Source organism: Diaphorobacter caeni (assembly GCF_015354245.1).
Taxonomy (GTDB): Bacteria; Pseudomonadota; Gammaproteobacteria; order Burkholderiales; family Burkholderiaceae_C; genus Diaphorobacter_A; species Diaphorobacter_A caeni.
Window position 1 is genome coordinate 410686 of the sequence record NZ_JADKYZ010000001.1, and the last position, 21077, is coordinate 431762.

Below are 21077 nucleotides of genomic sequence, written 5' to 3' on the forward strand. Positions count from 1 at the left end.
AAGGTGCTTTTTATTGGGCAGCCTATTAGGGCTAGGCTTTGCCGTTCTTTTTGCGAATAGCAAGAATATTTGCTGCATACTCGGAAAGTAGTGGGATAGAAGATGCATTGTTGCCATGTTCTGAGCGATCCTCAAGGATAGCATTGGCATTCTGAGTCGCTGCCTTTTGCAATTCTTCAGGTGTCTTGCCCACTTGAATTCCAAGTTGGGTCGCAGTCTCTTTCCACGCACGTTGAGCCATAATCCATTCGGCAATCATTTTTTGTTGCTCAAAGTATGCTTTTCTAAAATCTCCACTGACTTCTGCAATTTCTCTCATTGGGCGTGAAAGCAACTCACGAAACATTTTATTCTCTTCTTGAAGCTTTTTCTTTTCGGCCTCAAGGAGAGCATTTTGATAACTTAAATCGCTTGCAGCATATTCGGATTTTTTTGCACGAAGTTCGGCCTCACTGGCTCTTGAATCAGCAGAACGAACTAGATCATTCTTGCCAATGTTTTCGGCTATGAGGCCATTGATAATTGCAGATTGACGGGTAGACATTTTATTTTCCTTATTGGTCTAAATAAAATAGCAAATTTTTGACAAAAAGCAAATTTGGAGATATGGCCTGCAAGTTGCAGCTTTGAGAGGTGGTTGTCAACCTGTTGGGTTGCTTTCTACCACATGTGTTCTTCCTGTCAAGAGGGGTTGCAAGCAACCTACTGGGTTGACTGGGAGGTGCCATGAAAGACGACTACGAGAGACAGATAGCCAGAGAGGTCGGGGCCTCTATCAAGGCCAGACGTGTGGAGCTGGGTCTATCGCAAGATGCGTTGGCTGAACTGCTGGAGGTGGGGCCAGAGGCCGTATCGCGCATGGAGAGGGGTGCGGTGTCCCTTACGATCCCAAAGCTGGTGGAGTTGGCCAATGCTTTGAAGAGCCCCGTAGAAGCATTCCTACCTGGTGCAAGTGGCTCGGTGCAGTCAGGAGCCCAGCAAGTGGGCCTCATGCTTCAGAACTTGGATAAACGGGACGCCAAGTTCGTGGTTGAGATGGTGGAAAGGATGACCCAGCACCTCAAAGTTTAAATTGGAAAAATTTTCGCCGTCTTCAATTTTGTTCTATTTCATAGAACCTCTACGAGATTCCTCTTTCTTGAACTGAGTCATCATCATCTTTGCTTGGATGATGATTAATTTATATTCTTATTAAGATGGCCTAGTCTTTGCGTTTTTCTAAAGAAAAACGGCAAAGCCTTATCCCTTGCTGACTAGAAAAATCTCAACGAATTTGAGTTCTAGTGCAATTCTGCCTTTGCCGTGTCTTCATTCAATTGAAAACGGCCCATGAGGTCGTTAGTAACCTTTCCGAATCCTGGTTTCTTTCTACCAATCTAACGGTAGGGTGCAGGGTATCCAGGACGTTCCTTTCAGAACTAAGCCTAAACCTATATTTGCTCGCACCTCCCAACATCTGGCTTATGGCAGATTGGTATGAATAACCTGCCGTCAGTAGCTTGAAAGAAGCTCCACTATCTGCATAGTGGCATTTGTGCTATTGGGCTCGTTCATTTGGCTGGGTTGGTAGCTTCTCACCTGCTACCGTTCGGACTTACCTTATGCCGTATCGCTGTAAATTTGTCGCCAAACAAATCATTTAATGAGCCATGCTCTTTTCGTCACACAAATGACTGACTGAATACTTCCATAGCTTCTGGATTGCTTGTTGTGTGGGTCACAGGGTTCTTCCTGGTTGCTAATTAATACCCGATCACTAAGTTTGTTGTTTCATTCGTCGCTATGCAACCAAGAACAAGCATTCCAAAAATTCTGTCTTCTTCCTAGATTGACCGATGCTGAGTAAAGGGTCTTTTAAATCACAAGATTACTCTTGCTGCCCAGTGACATATAACACTTCAATCTATCTTTCATGGGCATAAAAAATGCCCTTGATTCGCACCAAGAGCAATTAAATAGATTTGGGTTGTTGACAATATCAAAAAATCTAATATGATTAAATTGCAAGTTGGTAGTACACTTCTATGAAAAATTTTCGAATTGTCAAGAGTGTGCTGTTAGAAACCGGGTGGTGCCGAATCTAACGACAAGAAAAAAGGCTAGTCGCAAGACTAGCCTTTCTTTTTATTTATTATTAACGATGTCCACGTTTTAATTTCTCATGGATTTTTTCGTCCCCATCATTGTGTTTGGCAAGACAGAGGTAGGTGTTAATTCCATCGTCTTTTCTAAAGATGATCCACTCGCCAGTCACGGCGCCTTCAGTAATTCTTGCCATCATTTGCATGATGGGAGGCGCATTTTTTAGAAACGGGTGTTTTCTTGCTACATTCTTGGTATTCTCGTTAAGAAAATCAGTTTGATGAATGTAGTAATGCTTGTGCCATAAGCCTTTAAGTGGTGAGTTTTTCTTGTTGAACTCAGTCGCATCCTTTGTGGCTGAAGGTCCCGTTTTGAGAAACATGTCGGGACCTGTAGAGTCGCTTCCGCCAAACCAAACAGGAATTGGTTCGTCGTTATCCATTATTAGAAGCGACTCTTCTGTGCCTTCTATTGCTCGTAGTTCCCTTAGAACGACTTCTGGTGATATGCCATCTACCTTCCATAGATGAAACAAGTCCTCGAAAAATAGTTCTTCGTACTTCCCATTTTTCAAGGATTCCTTAATTCCATTTTTGAGTTTTTCTTTGTCAGTCATGTATTGGATAAATTAAGGATGAAGAACTGGAATTCTTCATAGAAGAACTTTCTGCTTCAAGTCAGTGGAGTGTGGCTGATTAAATGAGTCAGTAGAAATCATTGCTATGAAATCCGACTGTGAGCGAAGTGCGTCGCTTAATGCATTGATCTTCAGTAGCGAGACAAGCAAAGCACAGGTTCGTGCTTGGCAGTTGATTGACCTCTCAGGGTTAAATTCAATGTCAGTGAACCCTTCAAATATGAAGAGACGCTTCAAGTATTCTTGGTGAGGCTCCAACGCAGAAAGGTAGAGCCAGTCATAGAAAGCAGTCTTTGGGATAATGGGCCATCTTTGACCAAAGTAATTGAACTCAATGATTGCTCCCGACTCTTTCAGGCGTTGATCCTTCTTCGCTGTCCAGCTATCAACTTTATAAATATCGTGATAGGGGCCGCCGTTTTCAAAAACTTTGCTACCTTGATAAGCTGACTCAACACTTATCTCACCAAGCTCAGTTTTGATCTTGAGATTGAAAGCACTCAGGTGCTGACCAATCTTCTGCTCGGATTTAGTGGAGACTTCCAGAAGTGGAGTCAAACCTCTCTTGGCGGCAGCTTCATGCAGTGCAACCACATTCTTCTTTTTTTGGACAGGCGCAAAACCTGGATTCCAAGGGAAGTCAAATGAAAGCTCACTTACAAGGTGGGCTGGGTCGCCTTTTGCGACAAACACAGGTCTGCTAGCCATTTTTGCTCTCTAAAATCATTTCTATCGGCACATGATTGGGAATCAGAATTTCTGACTTTAAAGCCGATCTGCGCCGCGCTTGAATTTCTGGGTCGCGCCAGTCAGTGCGAGTGAAGAGAACTTGAAAATCAAGTTCATCAATAGCCTCTCGAGCCGTGAGTATTGGTACCCCATTTTTATTTGACACATCCATCGTGTAGCGAACGTCTGGATTTGCAAGAATGGCCGTGCTGATTTTTAACCAAACAGGATCTGTTATTCTTTTGTCTTCTTTTGCCCTGAAAAGCATAGGATGATCATCTAGGAATGCCAAATGTACATATTGGTCAACTCCCCTGATTCCGTCAGCATCATGGCTCCATTGATTTCCGCCAGGCGTTGGAATTGCTAAACGCCGTCGTCTTGATTCGGTGAGTGATAGAAGTCCGCCGTTGTTGATAATGGATTGAACGTTTGTTCTATCTGTGAAGTGCCAGATTCCATTAACCCCGTATCTCTGAAGCGTAGCCTGCATGAACCCTCCGAATTAAGATTAGTTTGCGAAAATTACCGACTCACTCTTTCTGATTCTTTTGTTGAAGCTTCCTTCAATCCTTGGTTGGAAACTTCTTCTGGAAGCTTTCCATCATTTCTTTCTTGTTGGCATAGTCCTTCAAGTTCTCTGCCAAAGCTAGCATAGCTGTAGCCCGTTCTTCCAAGCTCTGTGCAAAGGCTCTGAGCATGAAGATATGGGATAGGTCTTGAACCTGTGAAGAAGCCTTCCTAGCAGGTTTCTTCTTGACTGGTAGGGGTTCGGCTGCTGGTGGTTCTGGAACTTCCTTGGAAGGTGCTGTTTCACCATTCAAGAGGAAGTTAGCCACGTCATAGATAGAGTAGTAGACCAGCCGTCCAATGTTCTTGAAGGGGATGGGAAAACGGCCTTCCTTCCTGAGCTTTGATTGCTGTTTTGCAGGAATGCCGATTTCTTCAGACAGTTGTTCAGGAGACATCAACAACTTGCCTTTGGTCTTTAACCTCAAATAATCAATAAGTTGCTGGTCTATCATCTCTATATCACTTCTTGTCTAAGGGCCTCCAACCATGCTACAGTGTTAGGCTGATCGTGTGTCCCTGTAGTTCAATGGATAGAACAGGTTCCTCCTAAGAATCAGATCCAGGTTCGATTCCTGGTGGGGACACCACCGATTGACACTACATACAAAAACAGGTAGCCATGTGCTACCTGTTGTCGTTTCTGGCCTACTGTTTTGCCTCGTTCCAGTGCCAAATTTGTTCCAAGACTGCCTTGGATCAAGGGGGATTTCGAGGGATCAGTAGGGTCTTATCTTCATAAAAATCAACAACTTAGCATCCATATGCCACCCTCCAGAATCGCTTAGGAGGCGTCCGTTCTATCCATTGAACTACGGAGAGATGGGCAGAACCCGCGATTGTACGGTGTTCGGGTGGGCTTGCCGGAATCGGTGCGATTTCATGCAGCCGCTGGACGGTGATGGATTACGCGTGGCTTGTCTTTGGCCGAAGCTTGGGGCCATAATCCGCGCCTTTTTGCCGAAAATGCCCTGATGCCTCAAATCGTCGTAGATCAGTTGCGCAAGTCTTATCGGATCCATGAACGCGACCCCGGTGTGACGGGAGCGCTCAAGGCGATGCTGCGTCCGCGTTATCGCACGGTGCAGGCGCTCGACGGGGTGTCGTTTGCGCTGGAGCGGGGGGAGGTGCTGGGTTTCATTGGGCCCAACGGGGCGGGCAAGTCCACCACGATCAAGATTCTTTCGGGCATTCTGCGGCCCGATGGTGGGAGCGTGCGCATCGATGGCTGCGATCCGTTTGAAGATCGCGAGCGGCATGTGGCGCGCATCGGGGTGGTGTTTGGGCAGCGCACGCAGCTGTGGTGGGATCTGCCGGTGGGCGATGGCTTCAATTTGCTGCGCGACATCTATCGTGTGGACCCGCAGCGATTTGCGCGCACGCGCGATGAACTGGTGGCATTGCTGAAGCTGGACAGGCTGCTGGATCAGCCGGTGCGCCAGTTGTCGCTGGGGCAGCGCATGCGCGCGGAGATCGCGGCGGCCCTGCTGCACGAGCCCGAGATTCTGTTTCTTGACGAGCCGACGATCGGGCTCGACGCGCCGTCCAAACTGGCCGTGCGCGAGTTCGTGCTGCGCGCCAATCGCGAGCATGGCACGACGGTGTTGCTGACCACGCACGACATGCACGACATCGAGGCGCTGGCCGAGCGCGTGATCGTGATCGGCCACGGAGTGGTGCTGGCGGATTGCGCCGTGGATGCGCTGCGTGCGCAGGTGGAGGATGCACGTCGCCTGGATGATGGCTTGCCGGACGATGCCGATGACCGGGGCCTGACCATCGAAGCCGTGATCGCGCGCTTTTACGCCATGCATGGCGCGGCGGAGGCCTGATCGCCATGAGTCACGCGGCGCACATGACCTGGAAGCATCTTGCCCGTCCCTACGTGGCCGCGTTCGCGTCTCGCTTTCTGCAGATGCTGCAGTACCGCACGGCGGCGTGGGCGGGCTTTGCCACGCAATGCTGGTGGGGCGGCATCAAGATCATGGTGCTTGCCGCCTTCTATGGCGGCGCCGGCGCAATGGCGGCAGCGCCCATGTCGCTGCAGCATGCCATCACCTATACATGGCTGGCGCAGGGCTTGCTGGCGCTGCTTCCGTGGATGGGCGATCCCGAGGTCGCGCAGGCGGTGCGCACGGGCTCGATCGCGTACGACCGGCTGCGTCCGGTCGATGCCTATGTGCTGTGGTTCGTGCGTACGACCGGCTGGATCGCGGCGCGCGTGCTGCCGCGCCTGGCGCTGATGCTCGCGTTTGCGGCCGTGGCGCTGCCGCTGGCGGGCCTCGGGCAATGGGGCTGGCAGCCGCCGGCCAGCGTGCTTGCGCTGGCGGGATTCGCGTTCTCAATGTTGCTTGCGCTGCTGCTGTCCGCGGCGCTGGTCATGCTGCTCAACATCGCGGTGGTGTCCGCGCTCAACGAACGCGGCATCAACACCCTGGCCGTGCCCGTGGTGATCGTGCTGTCGGGCAATCTGCTGCCGCTGACCTTGCTGCCCGACGCATGGCAGACGTTTCTGCTGATCCAGCCACTGGCGGGAGTGATCGACATTCCTGCGCGCATCTACTTCGGCCAGATGGCTGGCGTGGATGTGCTTGCGGGGCTTGCCCTGCAGGCGCTGTGGATCGCGCTGCTGGTGCTGCTGGGCCGGGTGGTGCTTGCGCGCACGATGCGGCGCCTTGAAGTGCAGGGCGGGTAACGCGATGAAGCACGGATCGACGCACCGCAGAGCCCGCACCGACGGCAGCACCGACGGCACCACCAGCCGGTCCATGGGATCGCTGCGGTTGTTCATGCGTCTGGCGGGTGCGTCGATCAGCGGGCAGGCGCGCTATCCTGCATCCGCCATCATGCTGACGTTCGGTCAGTTCCTCGTCACCGGAATCGAGGTGGTGGCGGTCTGGGCGCTGTTCCATCGCTTTGGTGACGTGCAGGGCTGGCGCATCGGCGAAGTGGCGCTGTTCTATGGGATGGTCAACTGCATGTTTGCGCTGGCCGACATGCTGGGACGCGGCTTCGATGTGCTGGGCACCGAGTTTCTGCGCACGGGCGCGCTCGACCGATTGTTGCTGCGGCCGCGCTCCGTGGCGGTGCAGCTCATGGGACACGACGTGCGCATCAGTCGGCTCGGGCGTTTTTTGCAGGGACTGGCGGTGATTGGATTTGCGACGGCCCAGATGGGCATCGCCTGGACACCGGCCCACATCGCGGTCGCGCTGTTCGCTTTGGCGGGCGGCATTGCGCTGTTCCTCGGAATTCTGGTGCTCCAAGGCACGCTGTCGTTCTGGACCGTGCAAAGTCTCGAGGTGGCCAATGTGCTCACCTACGGCGGTGTCGAAGCCGCGCAGTACCCGCTCGCGATCTACGCGCGCTGGTTCCGCAGCGTGCTGACCTTCGCCGTGCCGCTCGCCGCCGTGGCGTACTACCCGATGCTGACGATTCTTGGCAAGGCCGATCCGCTGGGCGCGCCGGACTGGGTCGGCATCGTCTCGCCGCTGGCAGGCTTCGCGTTTCTCGCGGTCTCGCTGTGGGTGTGGCGATTCGGCCTGCGGCACTACGCGTCGACGGGGAGTTGACGCGCAGGGCCAGTGGCGCTCATCCGCGTTCGCAGCCCTGCTGCTTGAAAACCCGCTTCGTCGAAGCCGGAAATTTCGCGAGTTTTTCCGCCGGGCGGCGTGGTCTGGCGACCAGCTCACCGCCGCAGTTCGGGCATTTGCCTTGGAGCACGCCGTCCGCGCAGCCACTGCAGAAGGTGCATTCGAACGAACAGATGCGGGCGTCGGGCGAGTCGGGTGGCAGGTCCTTGTCGCAGCATTCGCAGCCGGGGCGCAGTTCAAGCATGGTGGACTCCTTGTATGCGCCCATTCTTGCTCAAATCTCCGCATCCCGGTTGTCCGTGGCGCTACGCACGGGTCGCGTCCTCCCGCCCGCATTGCAGCGCAATGCGAGAGCGGGGGGCGGGCGCTCAGTCTTTTTTGATCGTGTAGATCAGGTCGACGGCGCTGGTCATGCCGGTCTGGCCGCGCACGGTCAGGTTGCGGGCGAGGTCGTAGAAGATGTAGATGGTGCCCATCGCGCCGGAGAGGCTTTGCTCGTAGGTGACGTAGAGCTTTTCGGAGAGCCGCTTGCCCATGGTGAGTGCCGCTTCGGACGCGTCCGTGCCCTCGGTCGGTCCCTTGAAGCCGACTTCGTCGAGGCCAAGGTTGCTGGCGATCCTGCCGCTGCCGGTGTTGCCGCCTGCAAGCAGAGCGAGCGCCGCCTGCTGGAGGACCGCGCTGCTGGCTCCGCCCTGCGCGGGGTCGCGGCCCATGACGACCCAGGAGAGCTTTTCCGCATCGGGCAGATCGGGGTCGGCGTACAGGCTCACGCGCGGTGCCATGGCCGAGCCGAGCACCTGCACGCCTGCGCGCTGCGTGATGTTGGGCCGGATCGCGAGGATGTCGAGCGAGGGGTTGTTGTAGGGACCGTTGAAGCGGATCAGGCCGGTCTCCACGTCGAGCGACTGACCCCATGCGCGGTAGCGGCCCTGCTCGGTGTGGATCTCGCCGGTGATGCGCGGCGGGCCTCCGGCGACGGTTGCGCCCTTGACCTCGAGCTCGCCCTGCAGCCGCGTGGTGATGCCGAAACCCTGCAGCGCGAAGTCCTCACCAAGGTTGAGCTTGACGAGGATGTCGGGCACCTTGCGGGTCTCTGCCTTGGCGTTGGCCTTGTCGGTGGCGATCTTCTGTTTGCGCGCCTCTTCCTCTGCGGCCTTGCGCAATGCGGCGGTGTGCACCACCACGTCGTTGTCGAGCGAGGGGGCCGACTCTTCCGGAAGAATGATCGTGGCGCGGTCGGTCTTGAGGTCGCCGCGCAGCGTGAACTGGCCGTTGTCGAGCTTGGCCGCGAGCGTGCCCGAGATGCTGACCTGACGGTCCGCGCGCACCAGCACCTGCAGGCGGGTGGCCTTGGCCTGCAGGTCCATCACGAGGTTGCCGCTCTGGCCTGCGCTGGCCGGCGCGATCCAGTGCGCGAAGCCGCTGCCGGTGAGCTCGCCTCCGTCGGCGGGCGCGTTGGTGAGGTTGCCGCTGTAGCCGAGGATGCGCGCGCTGCTGCCCTTGCCGCCCTTGATGCGCAGCTCGGTGATGTCGAGGCGCGTGCCCTGCAGCTTGGCGCGCAGCACGCCCTGCTGCAGGTCGATGCCGTCGAGCACTGACAGCACGCTCAAATCATCCGCGTTGATGGTGCCCTGCCATTGTGGATCGGAGCGGTCTCCGCTGATGGTGGCGTCGGCCTGCAGCGTGCCGCGCACGCGCCAGCCGGGCGGTGCGAAGAGTGCCCAGATGCCGATGTCGGGCAGAGCCGCGTGGACCTTGCCGGACAGCGGCGCCTTTTCGGCGAGCGTCCATTGGCCGTCGGCGTGCGTGAGCTGGGTGTTGAGGTCGGCGGTCATCTGGCCTGCGCGCTCGCTGTCCCACAGCAGCTTGGCGTTGACCTGGCTGCCTTGGGCGCGCACGTCAAGCCGCGCGTCCTTGATGCGCGCGCGCATGCCCGCGCCGGTGACCTTGCGGGTGGTGGTCTTGCTGCCCGCGCTCGGGCCACTGGTGCGGATCACGGTCGTGCCGTTGCCGCCGTCGTCCACGGCCAGGCGCAGGTCGCCCGCAGCGCGTTCGACGGTCACCAGCGCCTTGAGCTCGGGGCCCGTGGTGTCGACGTCCCATCGACCGTTGAAGCTCAGATCGCCGCTCAGGCCAGCGGCCTCGAGCGGCGGCTCGCCTTCTCCCATGTTGAGTGCATCGACCCACGCGATTGGAATGCCTTGAAGGCGCCCCGCGCTGCGCAACGACCAGTTGCCGTCGCCTCCCTTGGTGGCGCTGGTGTCGTCCCATGCGAGCGTGACGGGCGCGAGCGGCTCGGCATTGGCGCGGCGCTGCTTGAGCGTGGGCGGCGTGATCAGCAGGCCGCCCGCCGTTGCCGTGTAGCCGGTGGAGAGCACGACCTTGTTGCCGCGCGTGCTGCCGGTCTGCTGGGCGATGCGCACGGGCGTGTTCGATTGCAGCTTCACGTTCCACGGGCCGGGCTTGTCCTTGCCGGGGTCGAGTTCGGCCTGCAGACGCTGGAGGCTGGCGTTCCAGTCCAGCGCCGCCGCGCCGCGCTCGGTGGCGAGACCGGCCTGCAGTGCGGTGTCGAGCTGCACGCCCTGCGCGGCACGCTGGGCGGAGGTCTGCAGCGTGATGTCGGCCTTTTCGGGGCTGCCCTGCAAGGTGAGCGCGAGTTTGGGCACCACGATGGCCTGATCGGCCGCCGTGGCCGCTGGCAGGAAGCGCCATTGTTCGCCGTGCAGATCGGCCTTGAGCTGCAGGCCGCTGTCGGGCAGGGGCTGGCCGGTGGCGGTCTGCAGGCGTTTGAGCAGGTTGCCCCAGCCGCCATTCCAGTCGAGCTGCAGCTGCGCCTTGCCATCGAGCCTGGCGCCGCCAAGCGGGTCCTTCACGCCGGGCAGCGTGTTGGCCCAGGCGACGAGCGTCTGCGCGGAGCCGAGTTGCAGATGTGCCTTGCCCTTGCCGCTCTTGGGGCTCATCTGGCCGTCAACCTGCAGCGTGGCGCCGGGCACGTCGGCCTTGAGCTGAGCCTGTCCGTCCTGCTGCTCGACGTCGTATTTCACGGCGCTGGCGTTGACGCTTGCCTGCAGCGCTTCGATCTTCACGCTGGACAGCGTGAGCACCGGCTGCAGCCATTCACCCTGGGCCGCCAGCGTCTGGATGCGCAGGGCCTTGCTGCCCGCGCGCGGTGCGGGGCCGGCGGCCTTGAGGTCGGCGGCGAAGGCCACCTTCTGCGCGGCATCGGCCTTGGCGCTCAAGGTGCCCTGCAGCGGTGCGGCTTCGAGCGTGCTGTAGAGATCGGCAGGGTTGAGCTGTTCGACCTTGGCGTTGCCTTCGAAGACCTTGGTCTCGGGCTCGAAGTAGCCATCGGCCGCGATCCGGCCCTTGGCGACATCGATGTGCGCCTGTTTGATCTGCCACTGCGTGCCGGTGTAGAGCACGTCGGCATCGATGGCATCGAGCGGCAGACGCTTCTTGTCCCACGGACCGCGCATGGTGTTGTCGAAGCGGGCCTGCAGTTGCCACTGCTCGCCGGTGGCGGGCGGGGTGGTCGTGGTGGCCGTAGAAGTGGACGTTGATGTGGACGTGGATGTGGACGTGGATGTGGACGTGCCGTCGCTTGCGACCGGGCCTGCCTTGAGGTCGCCGCTCAGCAGCGTGCGCGGGCCCTCCGCCCAGAAGGCGGCGACGTCGACGTTCTTGAGCGAGGCGAGCGCGGAATGCAGCGGCATGGACTGCCATGGCCGGATGCTGGCCTGCACGTCGGCGTGCATGGGCTCGGTGGAGTTCTTCTTCGCGTCGCGATCGGCGCTGGACTGCGGCGCTGCGCTGGCGAGCGCCTTCACTTCGATCTGCGCGGCCTCGGTGGCGAGCGTGCCGTTGGCGTCGACGCTTGCGGTCACGGCGATGGTCGAGTCGTCCTTGGCCATCGGGTTGGGCACCTGCAGGTCGCCCTTGAGCTGCGCTTCGAGCTGCATCGGACTTGCGCCTTGCAGCGTGAGCTTGGCTTCGTAGCTGCCGTCGGCATAGTTCACCTTGTTCACCGCGAGCTGATGGGCCGTGCCGTCATAGGCGTAGTGGCCGTTCAGGTTCTGGATGGTGGTCTCGGGCGGGCCTTCCCAGATGATGTGGTCGATCTGAAAGGGCAGGTCGATCTTGATCGGCAGCGTGAGCTGTTCAAGCGGCTGCGAGGGCTCTTTCGGCGCATCGAGGTCGGGCGTGCTTTTCAGGCGCAGTTCCTCGATGTGCATCTCGCCAAGCTTGAGCGTGCGCGAGAGCAGGGGCTGCAGGCTCCAGCCAATCTGCGCGTTCTTCAGCTGCACCGACATGGTGGGGCTGCGCCACTGCAGCGCGCCGATCTTGCCGCCGCCGCGCACCGAGCCGGTGACCTCGCGGGCTTCGAGCGTCTGGCCTTCGGGGAGAAAACGGGCGACGCGCTGCAGCGTGTTGGCGAGCGAGTCGTCGCGGCCGCTCCACCACCAGACGGTGCTCAGTGCGGTGACGATCACCAGCAGCACGGCGAGCAGCAACCAGCCGATGCCGCGCAGCAACCAGCCGATGCCGCGCAGCCAGCTGCGGCCGGGTCGAGGCGAGCGCGGCCCGCGCGGCGACGTTTGCGCGGAAGAAGAGGGATTGGATCCGGGCGATGTCGCCGAATCGTTCAAAGCAGATTCCACCATGATCAGAACGTGAAGCCGAGACGCAGGTGCAGGCGCAGCTGTTGCTCCTGCAGACCGTAGGCGATGTCCGCCTGCAGGGGGCCGACGGGGCTGCGCCAGCGGATGCCGGTGCCGACACCGACGCGTGCATAGAGTTTGTTGGCGTCATCGCCCACCGCGCCGGCGTCGACGAAGACGGCCTGCTCGAAGTCCTGCGTGTTGCCGCGGATCGAGATGGGGCGCTGCCATTCGACGCTGCCCGCCGCGAGGTAGCGTCCGCCGATGACCTTGCCGTTGTTGGTCTTGGCGCCGATGGACTGGTAGCCGTAGCCGCGGATCGAGTTGTCGCCACCGGCGAGGAACATCAGCGTCATGGGCAGATCGGCGTCCTTCTTCGCGGTGATCGCTCCACCCCAGGCGCGCAGCTGCAGGCGGCTGCGGCGCTGGGTTTCCTCGTCGAGCTTGCCGATCGCCATGAGCGTGAGCCAGCGGCCGGTGAGGCGCGTGAACGGTGTGCGCTGCGGCGTGAGCGTGGTGCCGAGACCCGCCTCCCACGCGAAGCCGTAGCCCGAGCGCGGGGAGAGCACGTTGTCGAAATAGCGGCCGGTCCAGCCGTAGTTGGCCAGCAGCGAGGAGCTGGCCGGAGGCGCGCCCGCGCCCTGGGTCTTGGCCCAGTCGTACTGCAGGTAGTAGGTGCGGTCGATGTGCTCTTCGGACTTGGTGCGGCCGGCGCGCAGCTGGGCGCTGTTGACGTCGAAGTCGCCCACCGGCTCGCGCTCGAACTTGGCGCCGACGAAGTTGCGCCAGTAGTCCTCGCCGGGCAGGGCGGTGAGCTGGGTGGAGATCAGCGGGTTCTTGCGATCGAGCTGGATCTTGCTGACCGCGCGCCAGCCGAGGCCGGGCACCCGGTTGTGGATGTGGTCGACGGACAGTCGCGGGCCGGTGTCGGTGCTGATGCCGACGCCGAACACCCATTTCTGCAGCTTGGCCTCGCGTACCTTGGCGGTGACCGGCGAGGTGACTTCGGAGCCCTGGGCGGCGCGGGCGTCATCGACCTTCTGCTCGGAATCGCCGGGTGCGGCCTGCGGCGTGTCGGCGAGCGTGAGGAACACCGAGTCGAAGTAGCCGCTGGAAACGAGGCGCTGCTGCGTGTCCAGCATCACGCTTTGGTCGTAGACCTGTCCCTCGGGCAGGCGCGCGATGCGCGCGAGACCGACCGCGTCGTAGCGCTCGGTGCCGTCGATGACCAGCGGGCCGAAGGTGTAGGCCGCGCCGGGGTCGTAGGTGACGCTGACCTTGGCTTCATTGGTGTCGGCGTCCACGTCGGCAAGGCTGGTGTCGATGCGTGCGGTGGGGTAGCGTCTGGCCTGCAGTTCCTTGAGGCCACCGCTCTTGGCACCGCTCCATGCCGATTGCGTGAAGCGCTCGCCGGTCTTGAGCGGCCAGCCGCGCTGGATGGCTTCGCGCTGGGCAAGGCCGTCGGGCGCGTCCGCGCTCACGCCGCTGAAGCGGACTTCGCTCTGCTTGATGAGGGTCTCGGGGCCGGGCTCGACATTCACCGTGACCTGACGCGGCGCTTCCTTGGCGTCCGGCGTTTCCTTGACCTCGACGGTCACCGTGGGGCTGAAGTAGCCGAGCGTGCCGAGCAGGTCGCGCACGTTGGCGTCGGTGGCACCGAGCAGCCGCGTGAGCTCGCGGCGCTGCAGGTCGGGCTGGTACTGGAAGCGCTTGAGCTCGAGGTGCTTTTCAAGCAGCTCGTGCACTTCCTCGGGCGCCTGCACCTCAAGGGTGAAGGCGGGCTTGCCGGTCTGGACAGCCACGGCGGGATCGCCGCTGCCGTCGTCTTTCTTGGAAAACATGCTGCAGCCGCTCAGGATGAGAGCCGTGGAGATCAGGAGTGCGGCGCTTGTGGCGCGCGGGGCTGGCTGCTGTGCTGAAACCATCGATGAATTATTTGGAGAGCAACCGCATGGCCTCCTCCAGTCCCTTCAAGGACAGCGGATACATGCGATGGCCCATCAGTTGCTGAATGATGCTGATGCTTTGGCGATATTCCCACACGCCTTGGGGCTCGGGATTGATCCACGCGAATTTGGGAAACGCATGTGTAAGCCGCTGCAACCACTCGGCGCCGGGTTCCTCGTTGTTGTATTCCACGCTGCCGCCGGGTTGCAGAATCTCGTAGGGGCTCATGGTCGCATCGCCGACGAAGATCAGTTTGTAGTCCTTGTTGTACTTGCGGATGATGTCCCAGGTGGGATATTTCTCGGCGAAGCGGCGGCGGTTGTTCTTCCACATGAAGTCGTAGACGCAATTGTGGAAGTAATAGAACTCCAGATGCTTGAATTCGGTCTTCACGGCCGAAAAAAGTTCTTCCACGCGCTTGATGTGCTCGTCCATCGTGCCGCCCACGTCCATGAGCAGCAGCACCTTCACGTTGTTGTGGCGCTCGGGGATCATCTTGATGTCGAGGAAGCCCGCGTTCGCCGCCGTGCTGTGGATGGTGTCAGGCAGGTCGAGCTCGAGCTCGTTGCCCTCGCGCGCGAACTTGCGCAAGCGTCGCAGCGCCACCTTGATGTTGCGCGTGCCCAGCTCCTGCGTGTCGTCGTAGTCCTTGTAGGCGCGCTGCTCCCAGACCTTCACCGCGCTCTTGTTCTTGCCAGGGCCGCCGATGCGTATGCCCTGCGGGTTGTAGCCGCCGTGGCCGAAGGGGCTGGTGCCGTTGGTGCCGATCCACTTGTTGCCGCCCTCGTGGCGTTCCTTCTGCTCTTCGAGGCGCTTCTTGAGCGTCTCCATGAGCTCGTCCCAGCCCATCTTCTCGATGGCCGCCATCTGCTCGGGCGAGAGCTCGCGCTCCAGCGTCTTGCGCAGCCATTCGAGCGGCAGCTCCTTGGTCAGATCGGCGATCATCTCCACGCCCTTGAAGTAGGCGGAGAACGCGCGGTCGAACTTGTCGAAGTGCTTTTCGTCCTTGACGAGGATGGTGCGCGAGAGGTGGTAGAAATCGTCCAGCGCCCAGCCGTCCTCGGACTTGGGTCCGACGACGCCGGCCTCCAGCGCTTCGAGCAGCGTGAGGTATTCCTTGACCGAGACGGGCAGCTTGCCCGCGCGCAGGGTGTAGAAGAAGTCGATCAACATACTGGCTTCTCTTGGTTGGGGCGTGGTGAGGAGGGCGCTGCCTTCGTCACGAGAAGGCCCGCCGCCGTCACACCGGCCCAGTAGGACGTTAAATCGAAAAACGCCGTTCCGGCGTAGGGCATTGCCGCAGATTGCACGGCAGGCTTGCCTGCGGTCACTTGCCTCTGGAGCCGCGCCAGCGGCGCGCCAGATTCAGGCCGACACCGCCGCCCAAGCCCACCAGCGCGATCGCGAGAATGCTGCGCGTGTCGTAGCCCTGGGAGAAGATGTCCAGCCCCATCACGTAGCCGATGCCGAAGCCGAGCAGCGCGCCGCCCAGAAAGCCCACGGCGTCCGTCGCCCCTTCGGCGAGCAGGCGTTTGGCGTCGCTCATGCCTGGCCCGCCATCAGCGGTTGCGCTGGTTCATGAACACCAGCTTCTCGAACAGGCTCACGTCCTGCTCGTTCTTGAGCAGCGCGCCCACCAGCGGGGGCACGCTGACCTTGTTGTCGGCGCTCTGCAGCGCTTCCATCGGAATCTCCTCGGCGACCAGCAGCTTGAGCCAGTCGATGAGCTCGCTGGTCGAGGGCTTCTTCTTGAGACCGGGCAGGTTGCGGATGTCGTAGAAGGTCTTCATCGCCACCGTGAGCAGCTCGGCCTTGAGCGTGGGGAAGTGCACATGCACGATCTGGCGCATGGTGTCCGCGTCGGGGAACTTGATGTAGTGGAAGAAGCAGCGGCGCAGGAAGGCGTCGGGCAGTTCCTTCTCGTTGTTCGAGGTGATGAACACCAGCGGACGGTGCTTGGCCTTGATCAGCTCGCGCGTCTCGTAGCAGTAGAACTCCATGCGGTCGAGTTCGCGCAGCAGGTCGTTTGGAAACTCGATATCCGCCTTGTCGATTTCATCGATCAGCAAGGCCACTGGCTGATCGGCAGTGAATGCCTGCCAGAGAACGCCCTGGACAATGTAATTGCGAATATCTTTGACGCGTTCGCTGCTTTCCGCGTCGCCCAATTGGCTGTCACGCAAACGGCTTACCGCGTCATATTCGTATAAACCCTGCTGGGCCTTGGTCGTGGATTTGATGTGCCATTGCAACAATGGGAGATTCAATTCGCTGGCGACTTCCTCGGCGAGCATGGTTTTGCCGGTGCCGGGTTCGCCCTTGACGAGCAATGGCCTTTGCAGCGCCATTGCTGCATTCACAGCGAGTTTCAAATCCTGGGTGGCGACGTAATTCTGTGAACCTTGGAATTTCATGGGCCGTAATTGAGGGAAATCGTTGATGAATATGCTTGACAGGGGCTGGCTATAATCGCAAAACCCTTAGGTAGAGCGCCTGCAAGAGGCTGGGACAACTCACTTAATATAGATTGTGCGCGGAAAATGAAAAGAACGCTTACCACGATATTCGGCTTGGTTGTCGCGTGCGCGACGGGCCTTGTTCAAGCCCAGGAGATCAAGGGAGATGCGAAGGCCGGTGAAGGCAAGATCGCCATGTGCATCGGCTGCCACGGCATCGTCGGCTATCAGGCCACGTTCCCCGAGGTGTACCGCGTGCCGATGATTTCGGGCCAGAGCGCCAAGTACATCGTCAACGCGCTGACTGACTACAAGAAGGGCGAGCGCAAGCATCCGACCATGCGCGGCATCGCCGATTCGCTCTCCGAGCAGGACATGGCCGACGTGGCAGCGTTCTACTCGACCCACACCAAGAACCCCCAGCCCGTGCCGGACAAGGCCCGCGAGCCGAGCGCCCAAGTCGCGCAGCTGCTGCAGAAGGGCGCCTGCGTGTCCTGCCACGGCGACAACTTCTCCAAGGCCATCGACCCGTCCTACCCCAAGCTGGCCGGTCAGCACAAGGACTACCTGTACTCCGCGCTGCGCTCATACAAGACGGAGACCAACCCCATCGGTGGTCGCACCAACGCGATCATGGCGGGCATGGCCAAGCAGTTCACGAATGCCGAGCTCAAGGAGCTGGCTGGCTACATCAGCTCGCTGCCGGGCGAACTCCAGACGATTCCGGAATCGCGCTTCCGCTGATCGACTCCGACTGCCATTCGACAAAGGCCTGCAGATCCTGAAGATCGCGGGCCTTTTCTCTTTGTCTTTCTCTTTCCGCCAAATGTTTGCATGCGCCATTCTGGCAAGCTTTGGTGCGGTATCGGGATGCAACCCTGCCCACAGGCGCGCGACTGCCTAGAATCGCCCGCATGATTCGTCGCCTCCCTCCATCCACGATCTGTGCGCCGCAGCCAATGTCTGCGAGCCGCCGCAGGCGCGTGCGCGAATCGCAAAGGATGGGTGTTCTGAAACCAGCGGCACGGGCCTCAGATTTCTGAGCCCGACGGTTTCCGGCGCTTTCTTTTCGCTCGACCGCCGGGCTTCTTCATTTCCCTGTTCATCTGCACGGGTTGCCGCCGAGTGATCGGCCGGGGTGCGTCTTTATGTGTGTCAAGAAACACACATTCAGGGTTGCCCCTCATTCAACTCCTGTCGCCAGAGGTGAACAGTCATATTCAATGAAGACGCGGAACCTGTGGGTGAGATGACTATCGCCCCTGCGGTACGGACAGTCTTCATGGGTTTGCCGGAAAAAGGCCTGCACAGGCTCGACAGGGCAGGCCGATTTCCTGAAGGAGGGACGAGTATGCGTATCCAGACCATTGCTGCATTGACCGATTTTTCGACCCAGGCCGAACAGGCGCTGGACCGGGCCGCGCTGTTGGCGGCAGAGCACCAGGCGGTGCTGTGGCTCGTCTACGCAGCGGACGAGCAGGACCCGCGCTTCGTGAGCCCGCAGGCGCGACTGGAGCAGCGTGCCCGCCAGCTGGCGCGTCGTCACGGTATCGACGTGGTTGCGCGCGAGTTCGACGGCTATCAAGGCCTTGCCGAGCGCGCGATGGCCGTGGCGAGTGGAGCCGACCTGCTGGTGCTCGACCGGCGCGATGATCGCCAATGGAGCAAGCCCTGGCGTGGCGCGGCGCTCGCGCACTGCCTGCGGCACAGCCCGTGCCCGGTGCTCATCGTTCAGCAGGCTCCCGGTCCGTTGGAGGATGCCGCAGGTGCCACCAGCTCGGCCAGTTCCGCGTATGCGCGCATGCTGGTGGCCGTTGACGGCACGCAGCGCGCGCGTGACGTGCTGCACTTCGCGGCAGGTCTGCAGCGCAGCACGGCGGTCGATCTGTTCCAGGCGCGCGATGCGGGCATATCCGGCGTCAAGGAAGAGCAGGAGTTCGAAGTGCTCGAGCGGATGCGCGACGAGCTCAAGCGCGAGACGGCGGAGCAGCGCCGTCTGCGCATCAAGGATGCCGACGACGCCCGCCGCAACCGCGTGGACAGCCAGAACGGCACGCGCGACGTGACCCGTCAGATCATGGTGCAGCAGCAGCGTTCGGGGGCCGACCTGATCGTGGTGGGTGCCACCCGCAACCACTGGATCGACAACTGGGCGCTCGGCACGCGCGCCACGCGCCTGTCGACGATGGTGTCCTGCGACGTGCTGGTCTGCGGACAGTTGCCGCAGGAGCGCGAACGCCCGCGCCCCATCGAGCTGAGCGGCCGCAAGGGCTGGCTGCAGTTCCGGTTCTGAGCGGCCTTCAGTCCTTCGTGGCGCGGCGCTGGACCGCCGCCACGTAGGCCTCGCCGTCTGGGGGGCGGCCCGAGCGCTGGCTCTCCCACAGCATGGTGCCGAGGCACTCCATCGCGGCGTGGTGCGCGTCGTGCAGTGAGTCGAGGCGCTTGGACAGCAGCTCCACCGCCTGGCGGATCCCGCGTGGCTGGTCGATGCTGCATTGCTCGCTGATCGACAGGTGCATCGACAGGTGCAGAAACGGATTCGTGCGATCCGGCGTCTCGTCGTAGTCGCGCTTCACGGCCGCTTCGACATCGAGCAGTTCTTCACGGTATTCGGGATGCTCGGCTATCCACAGAGCGGCCAGCGTTTCGATGGCTTCCATGGGCTGATTGGCTTGTTGCTTGGCATAGGCGCCGCAGAAGAAGCGACGCACATCGGCTTGGGACGGGTTGAACATGATGGCGGGCAGGTTAGCACGACAGCAAGGGCCTTGCCGATGACATGGCTCGGCACCGGTCACCGCCTTTGCCGCGACGGCGCGGCTCCAGCGGCATGCACTGGAACAGGTGCATGCGATGGTCGGTCCGCGCACTGGATGGCGTGTGGGAGGGAAGGGCCGCAGAAGTGGCCCACAGTTATCCCTCTGCTGGCTGGACAGGCGTGTGGATAAGCCGGTACAACTGCTGTATGATCCACTCAAGTGGTTGATTTTCAATGTTTTTCGGTGTATTGCTTAATTTTTGATCAACACAGCCGGACTTGTGCCCGCCCACGTTGGACAGGCTTGTGGATAACTGTGGACAAGACTTGTATGGGGCATGCAAGTCATTGATTTCAAAGCAACTTGCATGCGCTGCTTAAAAAATGAGCGATGCGGAGGCCGGGGTTGCTCAATTTTTGGGCAATCTTCGAATTCCTGCAAAACCTCGCATGCATCCTCGATTTATCCCTTGTTTTGCTGGACAAGCATGTGGATAAGCCTGAACTACTGCTGTACGGCGAATGCAAGTGCTTGATTGGCAAGGATTTCATATGTGCTGCTCAATTATTGAGCAACACAGCATCACTTATCCCATGCGGCTGCGGACAGACTTGTGGATAAGCTTGGGCAAGTCTTGTACGGCGCTGCCAAGTGATTGATTTGCAAAGGAAAGTGATCTACTGCTTAATTCGTGAGCAGTCTTGAGGGGGCGAGCGCCTCTGAGTGGACTCCAAACGGGAGCCTGTGGCCACGACGATTGGATGCGTTGAGTTGGCCACGCTCTGATAGGTTCTCAGAGCATGTCAGCGCGAATTCGCTCACCTGCGCCGAGTCACCATCAACCGCGATATCGCCTGCGATGTCTGCAGCAGCTGCGGCAGCAGTTCGTCCTTCATCAGCTCCACACTGGTCCGGTTCGACTGCCCGCTGATGTTGAGCGCGGCGATGACGTTGCCTGCGCGGTCCTTGATGGGGGCGGCGATGGAAGTGAGACCTTCTTCGAGTTCCTGATTGAGCAGGCACCAGCCCTGTTCGCGGGCTTCGCGGATGCGCTCGAGGAGCGTGGCGTCGTCCATCGTGGTGTATGGCGTGTATTGCTTGCGCGGCAGGCGGGCGAGGCGCTCTTTCAGTTCGTCTTCGGGCAGGGCGCCGAGCAGCACTCGGCCCAGCGATGTCCAGAACGCGGGCAGGCGCGAGCCGACCGAGAGGTTGGTGCTCATGATCTTGTGGGTGTGCACGCGCAGCACGTAGACGATTTCCAGATCGTCGAGCACGGCGGTGGAGCAGGACTCATGCACCTTTTCCACGAGCTGGTCCATGAGCGGCTCGGCCAGGTCCCACATCGGCATCGAGGTGAGGTAGGCGAACCCGAGGTCGAGGATCTTGGGCGTGAGGCGGAAATGCCGCTCGTCGCTCGTCACATAACCCAGCGTCTGCAGCGTGAGCAGGATGCGCCGCGCTCCGGCGCGGGTGAGGCCGGTCTGGGCGGCCACTTCACTCAGAGTCTGTTCGGGCGCATTGGCGTTGAAGGAACGGATCACTTCCAGCCCTCGGGCGAAGGATTGGACGTAGGTATCGCCGGGTGTGGGTGCTGTCATGGATGAATTTTCCCGTCATTTGCCTGTAGGACAGGCTGATTCCAAGGG

19 protein-coding genes and 1 tRNA gene are annotated in these 21077 nt (G+C 60.0%); 7 read left to right on the forward strand and 13 right to left on the reverse strand.

All coding sequences use genetic code 11. The features are described from left to right. Positions 1-31: 31 nt before the first annotated feature. On the reverse strand, positions 32-544 hold the full coding sequence (locus ISG32_RS01845) for a hypothetical protein (RefSeq protein WP_194769308.1): 513 nt from the start codon (positions 542-544) through the stop codon (positions 32-34). 182 nt (positions 545-726) lie between these two features. On the opposite strand from ISG32_RS01845, the gene ISG32_RS01850 reads away from it, so the two are divergent. After that, positions 727-1071, forward strand: a complete 345-nt coding sequence (locus ISG32_RS01850; RefSeq protein WP_194769309.1) for a helix-turn-helix domain-containing protein — start codon at positions 727-729, stop codon at positions 1069-1071. A gap of 1063 nt (positions 1072-2134) precedes the next feature. Here ISG32_RS01850 and ISG32_RS01855 read toward each other — a convergent pair. The 4 genes from ISG32_RS01855 to ISG32_RS01870 form a co-directional block, all read right to left on the reverse strand. Then, complete coding sequence (locus ISG32_RS01855; RefSeq protein WP_194769310.1) at positions 2135-2698, reverse strand: hypothetical protein; 564 nt, start codon at positions 2696-2698, stop codon at positions 2135-2137. A gap of 36 nt (positions 2699-2734) precedes the next feature. Continuing rightward, positions 2735-3427, reverse strand: a complete 693-nt coding sequence (locus ISG32_RS01860) for a DarT1-associated NADAR antitoxin family protein (protein ID WP_194769311.1) — start codon at positions 3425-3427, stop codon at positions 2735-2737. After that, the gene (locus ISG32_RS01865; RefSeq protein WP_194769312.1) at positions 3420-3941 is read right to left on the reverse strand and encodes a DarT ssDNA thymidine ADP-ribosyltransferase family protein; all 522 of its coding nucleotides are present in this window, start codon (positions 3939-3941) and stop codon (positions 3420-3422) included. The genes ISG32_RS01860 and ISG32_RS01865 overlap by 8 nt, the downstream gene beginning before the upstream one ends. A 73-nt stretch (positions 3942-4014) precedes the next feature. Beyond that, positions 4015-4473 carry a hypothetical protein gene (locus ISG32_RS01870; protein ID WP_194769313.1) on the reverse strand — a complete coding sequence of 153 codons (459 nt, stop codon included), beginning with the start codon at positions 4471-4473 and terminating at the stop codon, positions 4015-4017. Between the two features lie 60 nt (positions 4474-4533). Between ISG32_RS01870 and ISG32_RS01875 the strand changes: the two genes are divergently transcribed. From ISG32_RS01875 to ISG32_RS01890, 4 genes are all read left to right on the forward strand, one after another. After that, positions 4534-4608, forward strand: a tRNA-Arg gene (locus tag ISG32_RS01875). Between the two features lie 384 nt (positions 4609-4992). Continuing rightward, positions 4993-5850 (forward strand): ABC transporter ATP-binding protein, encoded by an 858-nt coding sequence (locus ISG32_RS01880; protein WP_194769314.1) that lies wholly within the window; start codon positions 4993-4995, stop codon positions 5848-5850. A 23-nt stretch (positions 5851-5873) separates the two neighbouring features. After that, on the forward strand, positions 5874-6713 hold the full coding sequence (locus tag ISG32_RS01885) for an ABC transporter permease (RefSeq protein WP_194769315.1): 840 nt from the start codon (positions 5874-5876) through the stop codon (positions 6711-6713). 73 nt (positions 6714-6786) lie between these two features. Further along, positions 6787-7590 carry an ABC transporter permease gene (locus ISG32_RS01890; protein WP_194769705.1) on the forward strand — a complete coding sequence of 268 codons (804 nt, stop codon included), beginning with the start codon at positions 6787-6789 and terminating at the stop codon, positions 7588-7590. A 19-nt stretch (positions 7591-7609) separates the two neighbouring features. Here ISG32_RS01890 and ISG32_RS01895 read toward each other — a convergent pair whose 3' ends face one another. The 6 genes from ISG32_RS01895 to ISG32_RS01920 all read right to left on the reverse strand — a co-directional run bounded on the left by ISG32_RS01895 (position 7610) and on the right by ISG32_RS01920 (position 16630). Continuing rightward, the gene (locus tag ISG32_RS01895; RefSeq protein WP_194769316.1) at positions 7610-7855 is read right to left on the reverse strand and encodes a DUF1272 domain-containing protein; all 246 of its coding nucleotides are present in this window, start codon (positions 7853-7855) and stop codon (positions 7610-7612) included. Positions 7856-7979: 124 nt separating this feature from the next. Then, the gene (locus ISG32_RS01900) at positions 7980-12272 is read right to left on the reverse strand and encodes a translocation/assembly module TamB domain-containing protein (protein ID WP_194769317.1); all 4293 of its coding nucleotides are present in this window, start codon (positions 12270-12272) and stop codon (positions 7980-7982) included. A 2-nt stretch (positions 12273-12274) separates the two neighbouring features. Beyond that, positions 12275-14194 (reverse strand): BamA/TamA family outer membrane protein, encoded by a 1920-nt coding sequence (locus tag ISG32_RS01905; RefSeq protein WP_194769318.1) that lies wholly within the window; start codon positions 14192-14194, stop codon positions 12275-12277. Positions 14195-14201: 7 nt separating this feature from the next. Continuing rightward, on the reverse strand, positions 14202-15389 hold the full coding sequence (locus tag ISG32_RS01910) for a vWA domain-containing protein (protein ID WP_194769319.1): 1188 nt from the start codon (positions 15387-15389) through the stop codon (positions 14202-14204). A gap of 154 nt (positions 15390-15543) precedes the next feature. Beyond that, positions 15544-15762 (reverse strand): hypothetical protein, encoded by a 219-nt coding sequence (locus tag ISG32_RS01915; RefSeq protein WP_194769320.1) that lies wholly within the window; start codon positions 15760-15762, stop codon positions 15544-15546. A 13-nt stretch (positions 15763-15775) separates the two neighbouring features. Further along, on the reverse strand, positions 15776-16630 hold the full coding sequence (locus ISG32_RS01920; RefSeq protein WP_194769321.1) for an AAA family ATPase: 855 nt from the start codon (positions 16628-16630) through the stop codon (positions 15776-15778). Positions 16631-16756: 126 nt separating this feature from the next. Between ISG32_RS01920 and ISG32_RS01925 the strand changes: the two genes are divergently transcribed. Both ISG32_RS01925 and ISG32_RS01930 read left to right on the forward strand, forming a co-directional pair. Next, positions 16757-17416, forward strand: coding sequence for a c-type cytochrome (locus ISG32_RS01925; protein ID WP_194769322.1), 660 nt, complete (start codon positions 16757-16759; stop codon positions 17414-17416). Positions 17417-18023: 607 nt separating this feature from the next. After that, entirely contained in the window at positions 18024-18965 is a 942-nt protein-coding gene (locus tag ISG32_RS01930) for a universal stress protein (protein ID WP_194769323.1), read from the forward strand. Between the two features lie 7 nt (positions 18966-18972). Here ISG32_RS01930 and ISG32_RS01935 read toward each other — a convergent pair whose 3' ends face one another. Together ISG32_RS01935 and ISG32_RS01940 are read right to left on the reverse strand one after the other, a co-directional pair. Further along, positions 18973-19407: a DUF1841 family protein gene (locus tag ISG32_RS01935; RefSeq protein WP_194769324.1), complete on the reverse strand. Its 435-nt coding sequence runs from the start codon at positions 19405-19407 to the stop codon at positions 18973-18975. A gap of 842 nt (positions 19408-20249) precedes the next feature. Beyond that, on the reverse strand, positions 20250-21029 hold the full coding sequence (locus ISG32_RS01940) for an IclR family transcriptional regulator domain-containing protein (RefSeq protein ID WP_194769325.1): 780 nt from the start codon (positions 21027-21029) through the stop codon (positions 20250-20252). Positions 21030-21077 lie beyond the last annotated feature (48 nt).

Coding starts and splice junctions, on each gene's coding strand:
- ISG32_RS01845 (WP_194769308.1), bottom strand. CDS start 544: ATGTCTACCCGTCAATCTGCAATTATCAATGGCCTCATAGCCGAAAAC.
- ISG32_RS01850 (WP_194769309.1), top strand. CDS start 727: ATGAAAGACGACTACGAGAGACAGATAGCCAGAGAGGTCGGGGCCTCT.
- ISG32_RS01855 (WP_194769310.1), bottom strand. CDS start 2,698: ATGACTGACAAAGAAAAACTCAAAAATGGAATTAAGGAATCCTTGAAA.
- ISG32_RS01860 (WP_194769311.1), bottom strand. CDS start 3,427: ATGGCTAGCAGACCTGTGTTTGTCGCAAAAGGCGACCCAGCCCACCTT.
- ISG32_RS01865 (WP_194769312.1), bottom strand. CDS start 3,941: ATGCAGGCTACGCTTCAGAGATACGGGGTTAATGGAATCTGGCACTTC.
- ISG32_RS01870 (WP_194769313.1), bottom strand. CDS start 4,473: ATGATAGACCAGCAACTTATTGATTATTTGAGGTTAAAGACCAAAGGC.
- ISG32_RS01880 (WP_194769314.1), top strand. CDS start 4,993: ATGCCTCAAATCGTCGTAGATCAGTTGCGCAAGTCTTATCGGATCCAT.
- ISG32_RS01885 (WP_194769315.1), top strand. CDS start 5,874: ATGACCTGGAAGCATCTTGCCCGTCCCTACGTGGCCGCGTTCGCGTCT.
- ISG32_RS01890 (WP_194769705.1), top strand. CDS start 6,787: ATGGGATCGCTGCGGTTGTTCATGCGTCTGGCGGGTGCGTCGATCAGC.
- ISG32_RS01895 (WP_194769316.1), bottom strand. CDS start 7,855: ATGCTTGAACTGCGCCCCGGCTGCGAATGCTGCGACAAGGACCTGCCA.
- ISG32_RS01900 (WP_194769317.1), bottom strand. CDS start 12,272: ATGGTGGAATCTGCTTTGAACGATTCGGCGACATCGCCCGGATCCAAT.
- ISG32_RS01905 (WP_194769318.1), bottom strand. CDS start 14,194: ATGGTTTCAGCACAGCAGCCAGCCCCGCGCGCCACAAGCGCCGCACTC.
- ISG32_RS01910 (WP_194769319.1), bottom strand. CDS start 15,389: ATGTTGATCGACTTCTTCTACACCCTGCGCGCGGGCAAGCTGCCCGTC.
- ISG32_RS01915 (WP_194769320.1), bottom strand. CDS start 15,762: ATGAGCGACGCCAAACGCCTGCTCGCCGAAGGGGCGACGGACGCCGTG.
- ISG32_RS01920 (WP_194769321.1), bottom strand. CDS start 16,630: ATGAAATTCCAAGGTTCACAGAATTACGTCGCCACCCAGGATTTGAAA.
- ISG32_RS01925 (WP_194769322.1), top strand. CDS start 16,757: ATGAAAAGAACGCTTACCACGATATTCGGCTTGGTTGTCGCGTGCGCG.
- ISG32_RS01930 (WP_194769323.1), top strand. CDS start 18,024: ATGCGTATCCAGACCATTGCTGCATTGACCGATTTTTCGACCCAGGCC.
- ISG32_RS01935 (WP_194769324.1), bottom strand. CDS start 19,407: ATGTTCAACCCGTCCCAAGCCGATGTGCGTCGCTTCTTCTGCGGCGCC.
- ISG32_RS01940 (WP_194769325.1), bottom strand. CDS start 21,029: ATGACAGCACCCACACCCGGCGATACCTACGTCCAATCCTTCGCCCGA.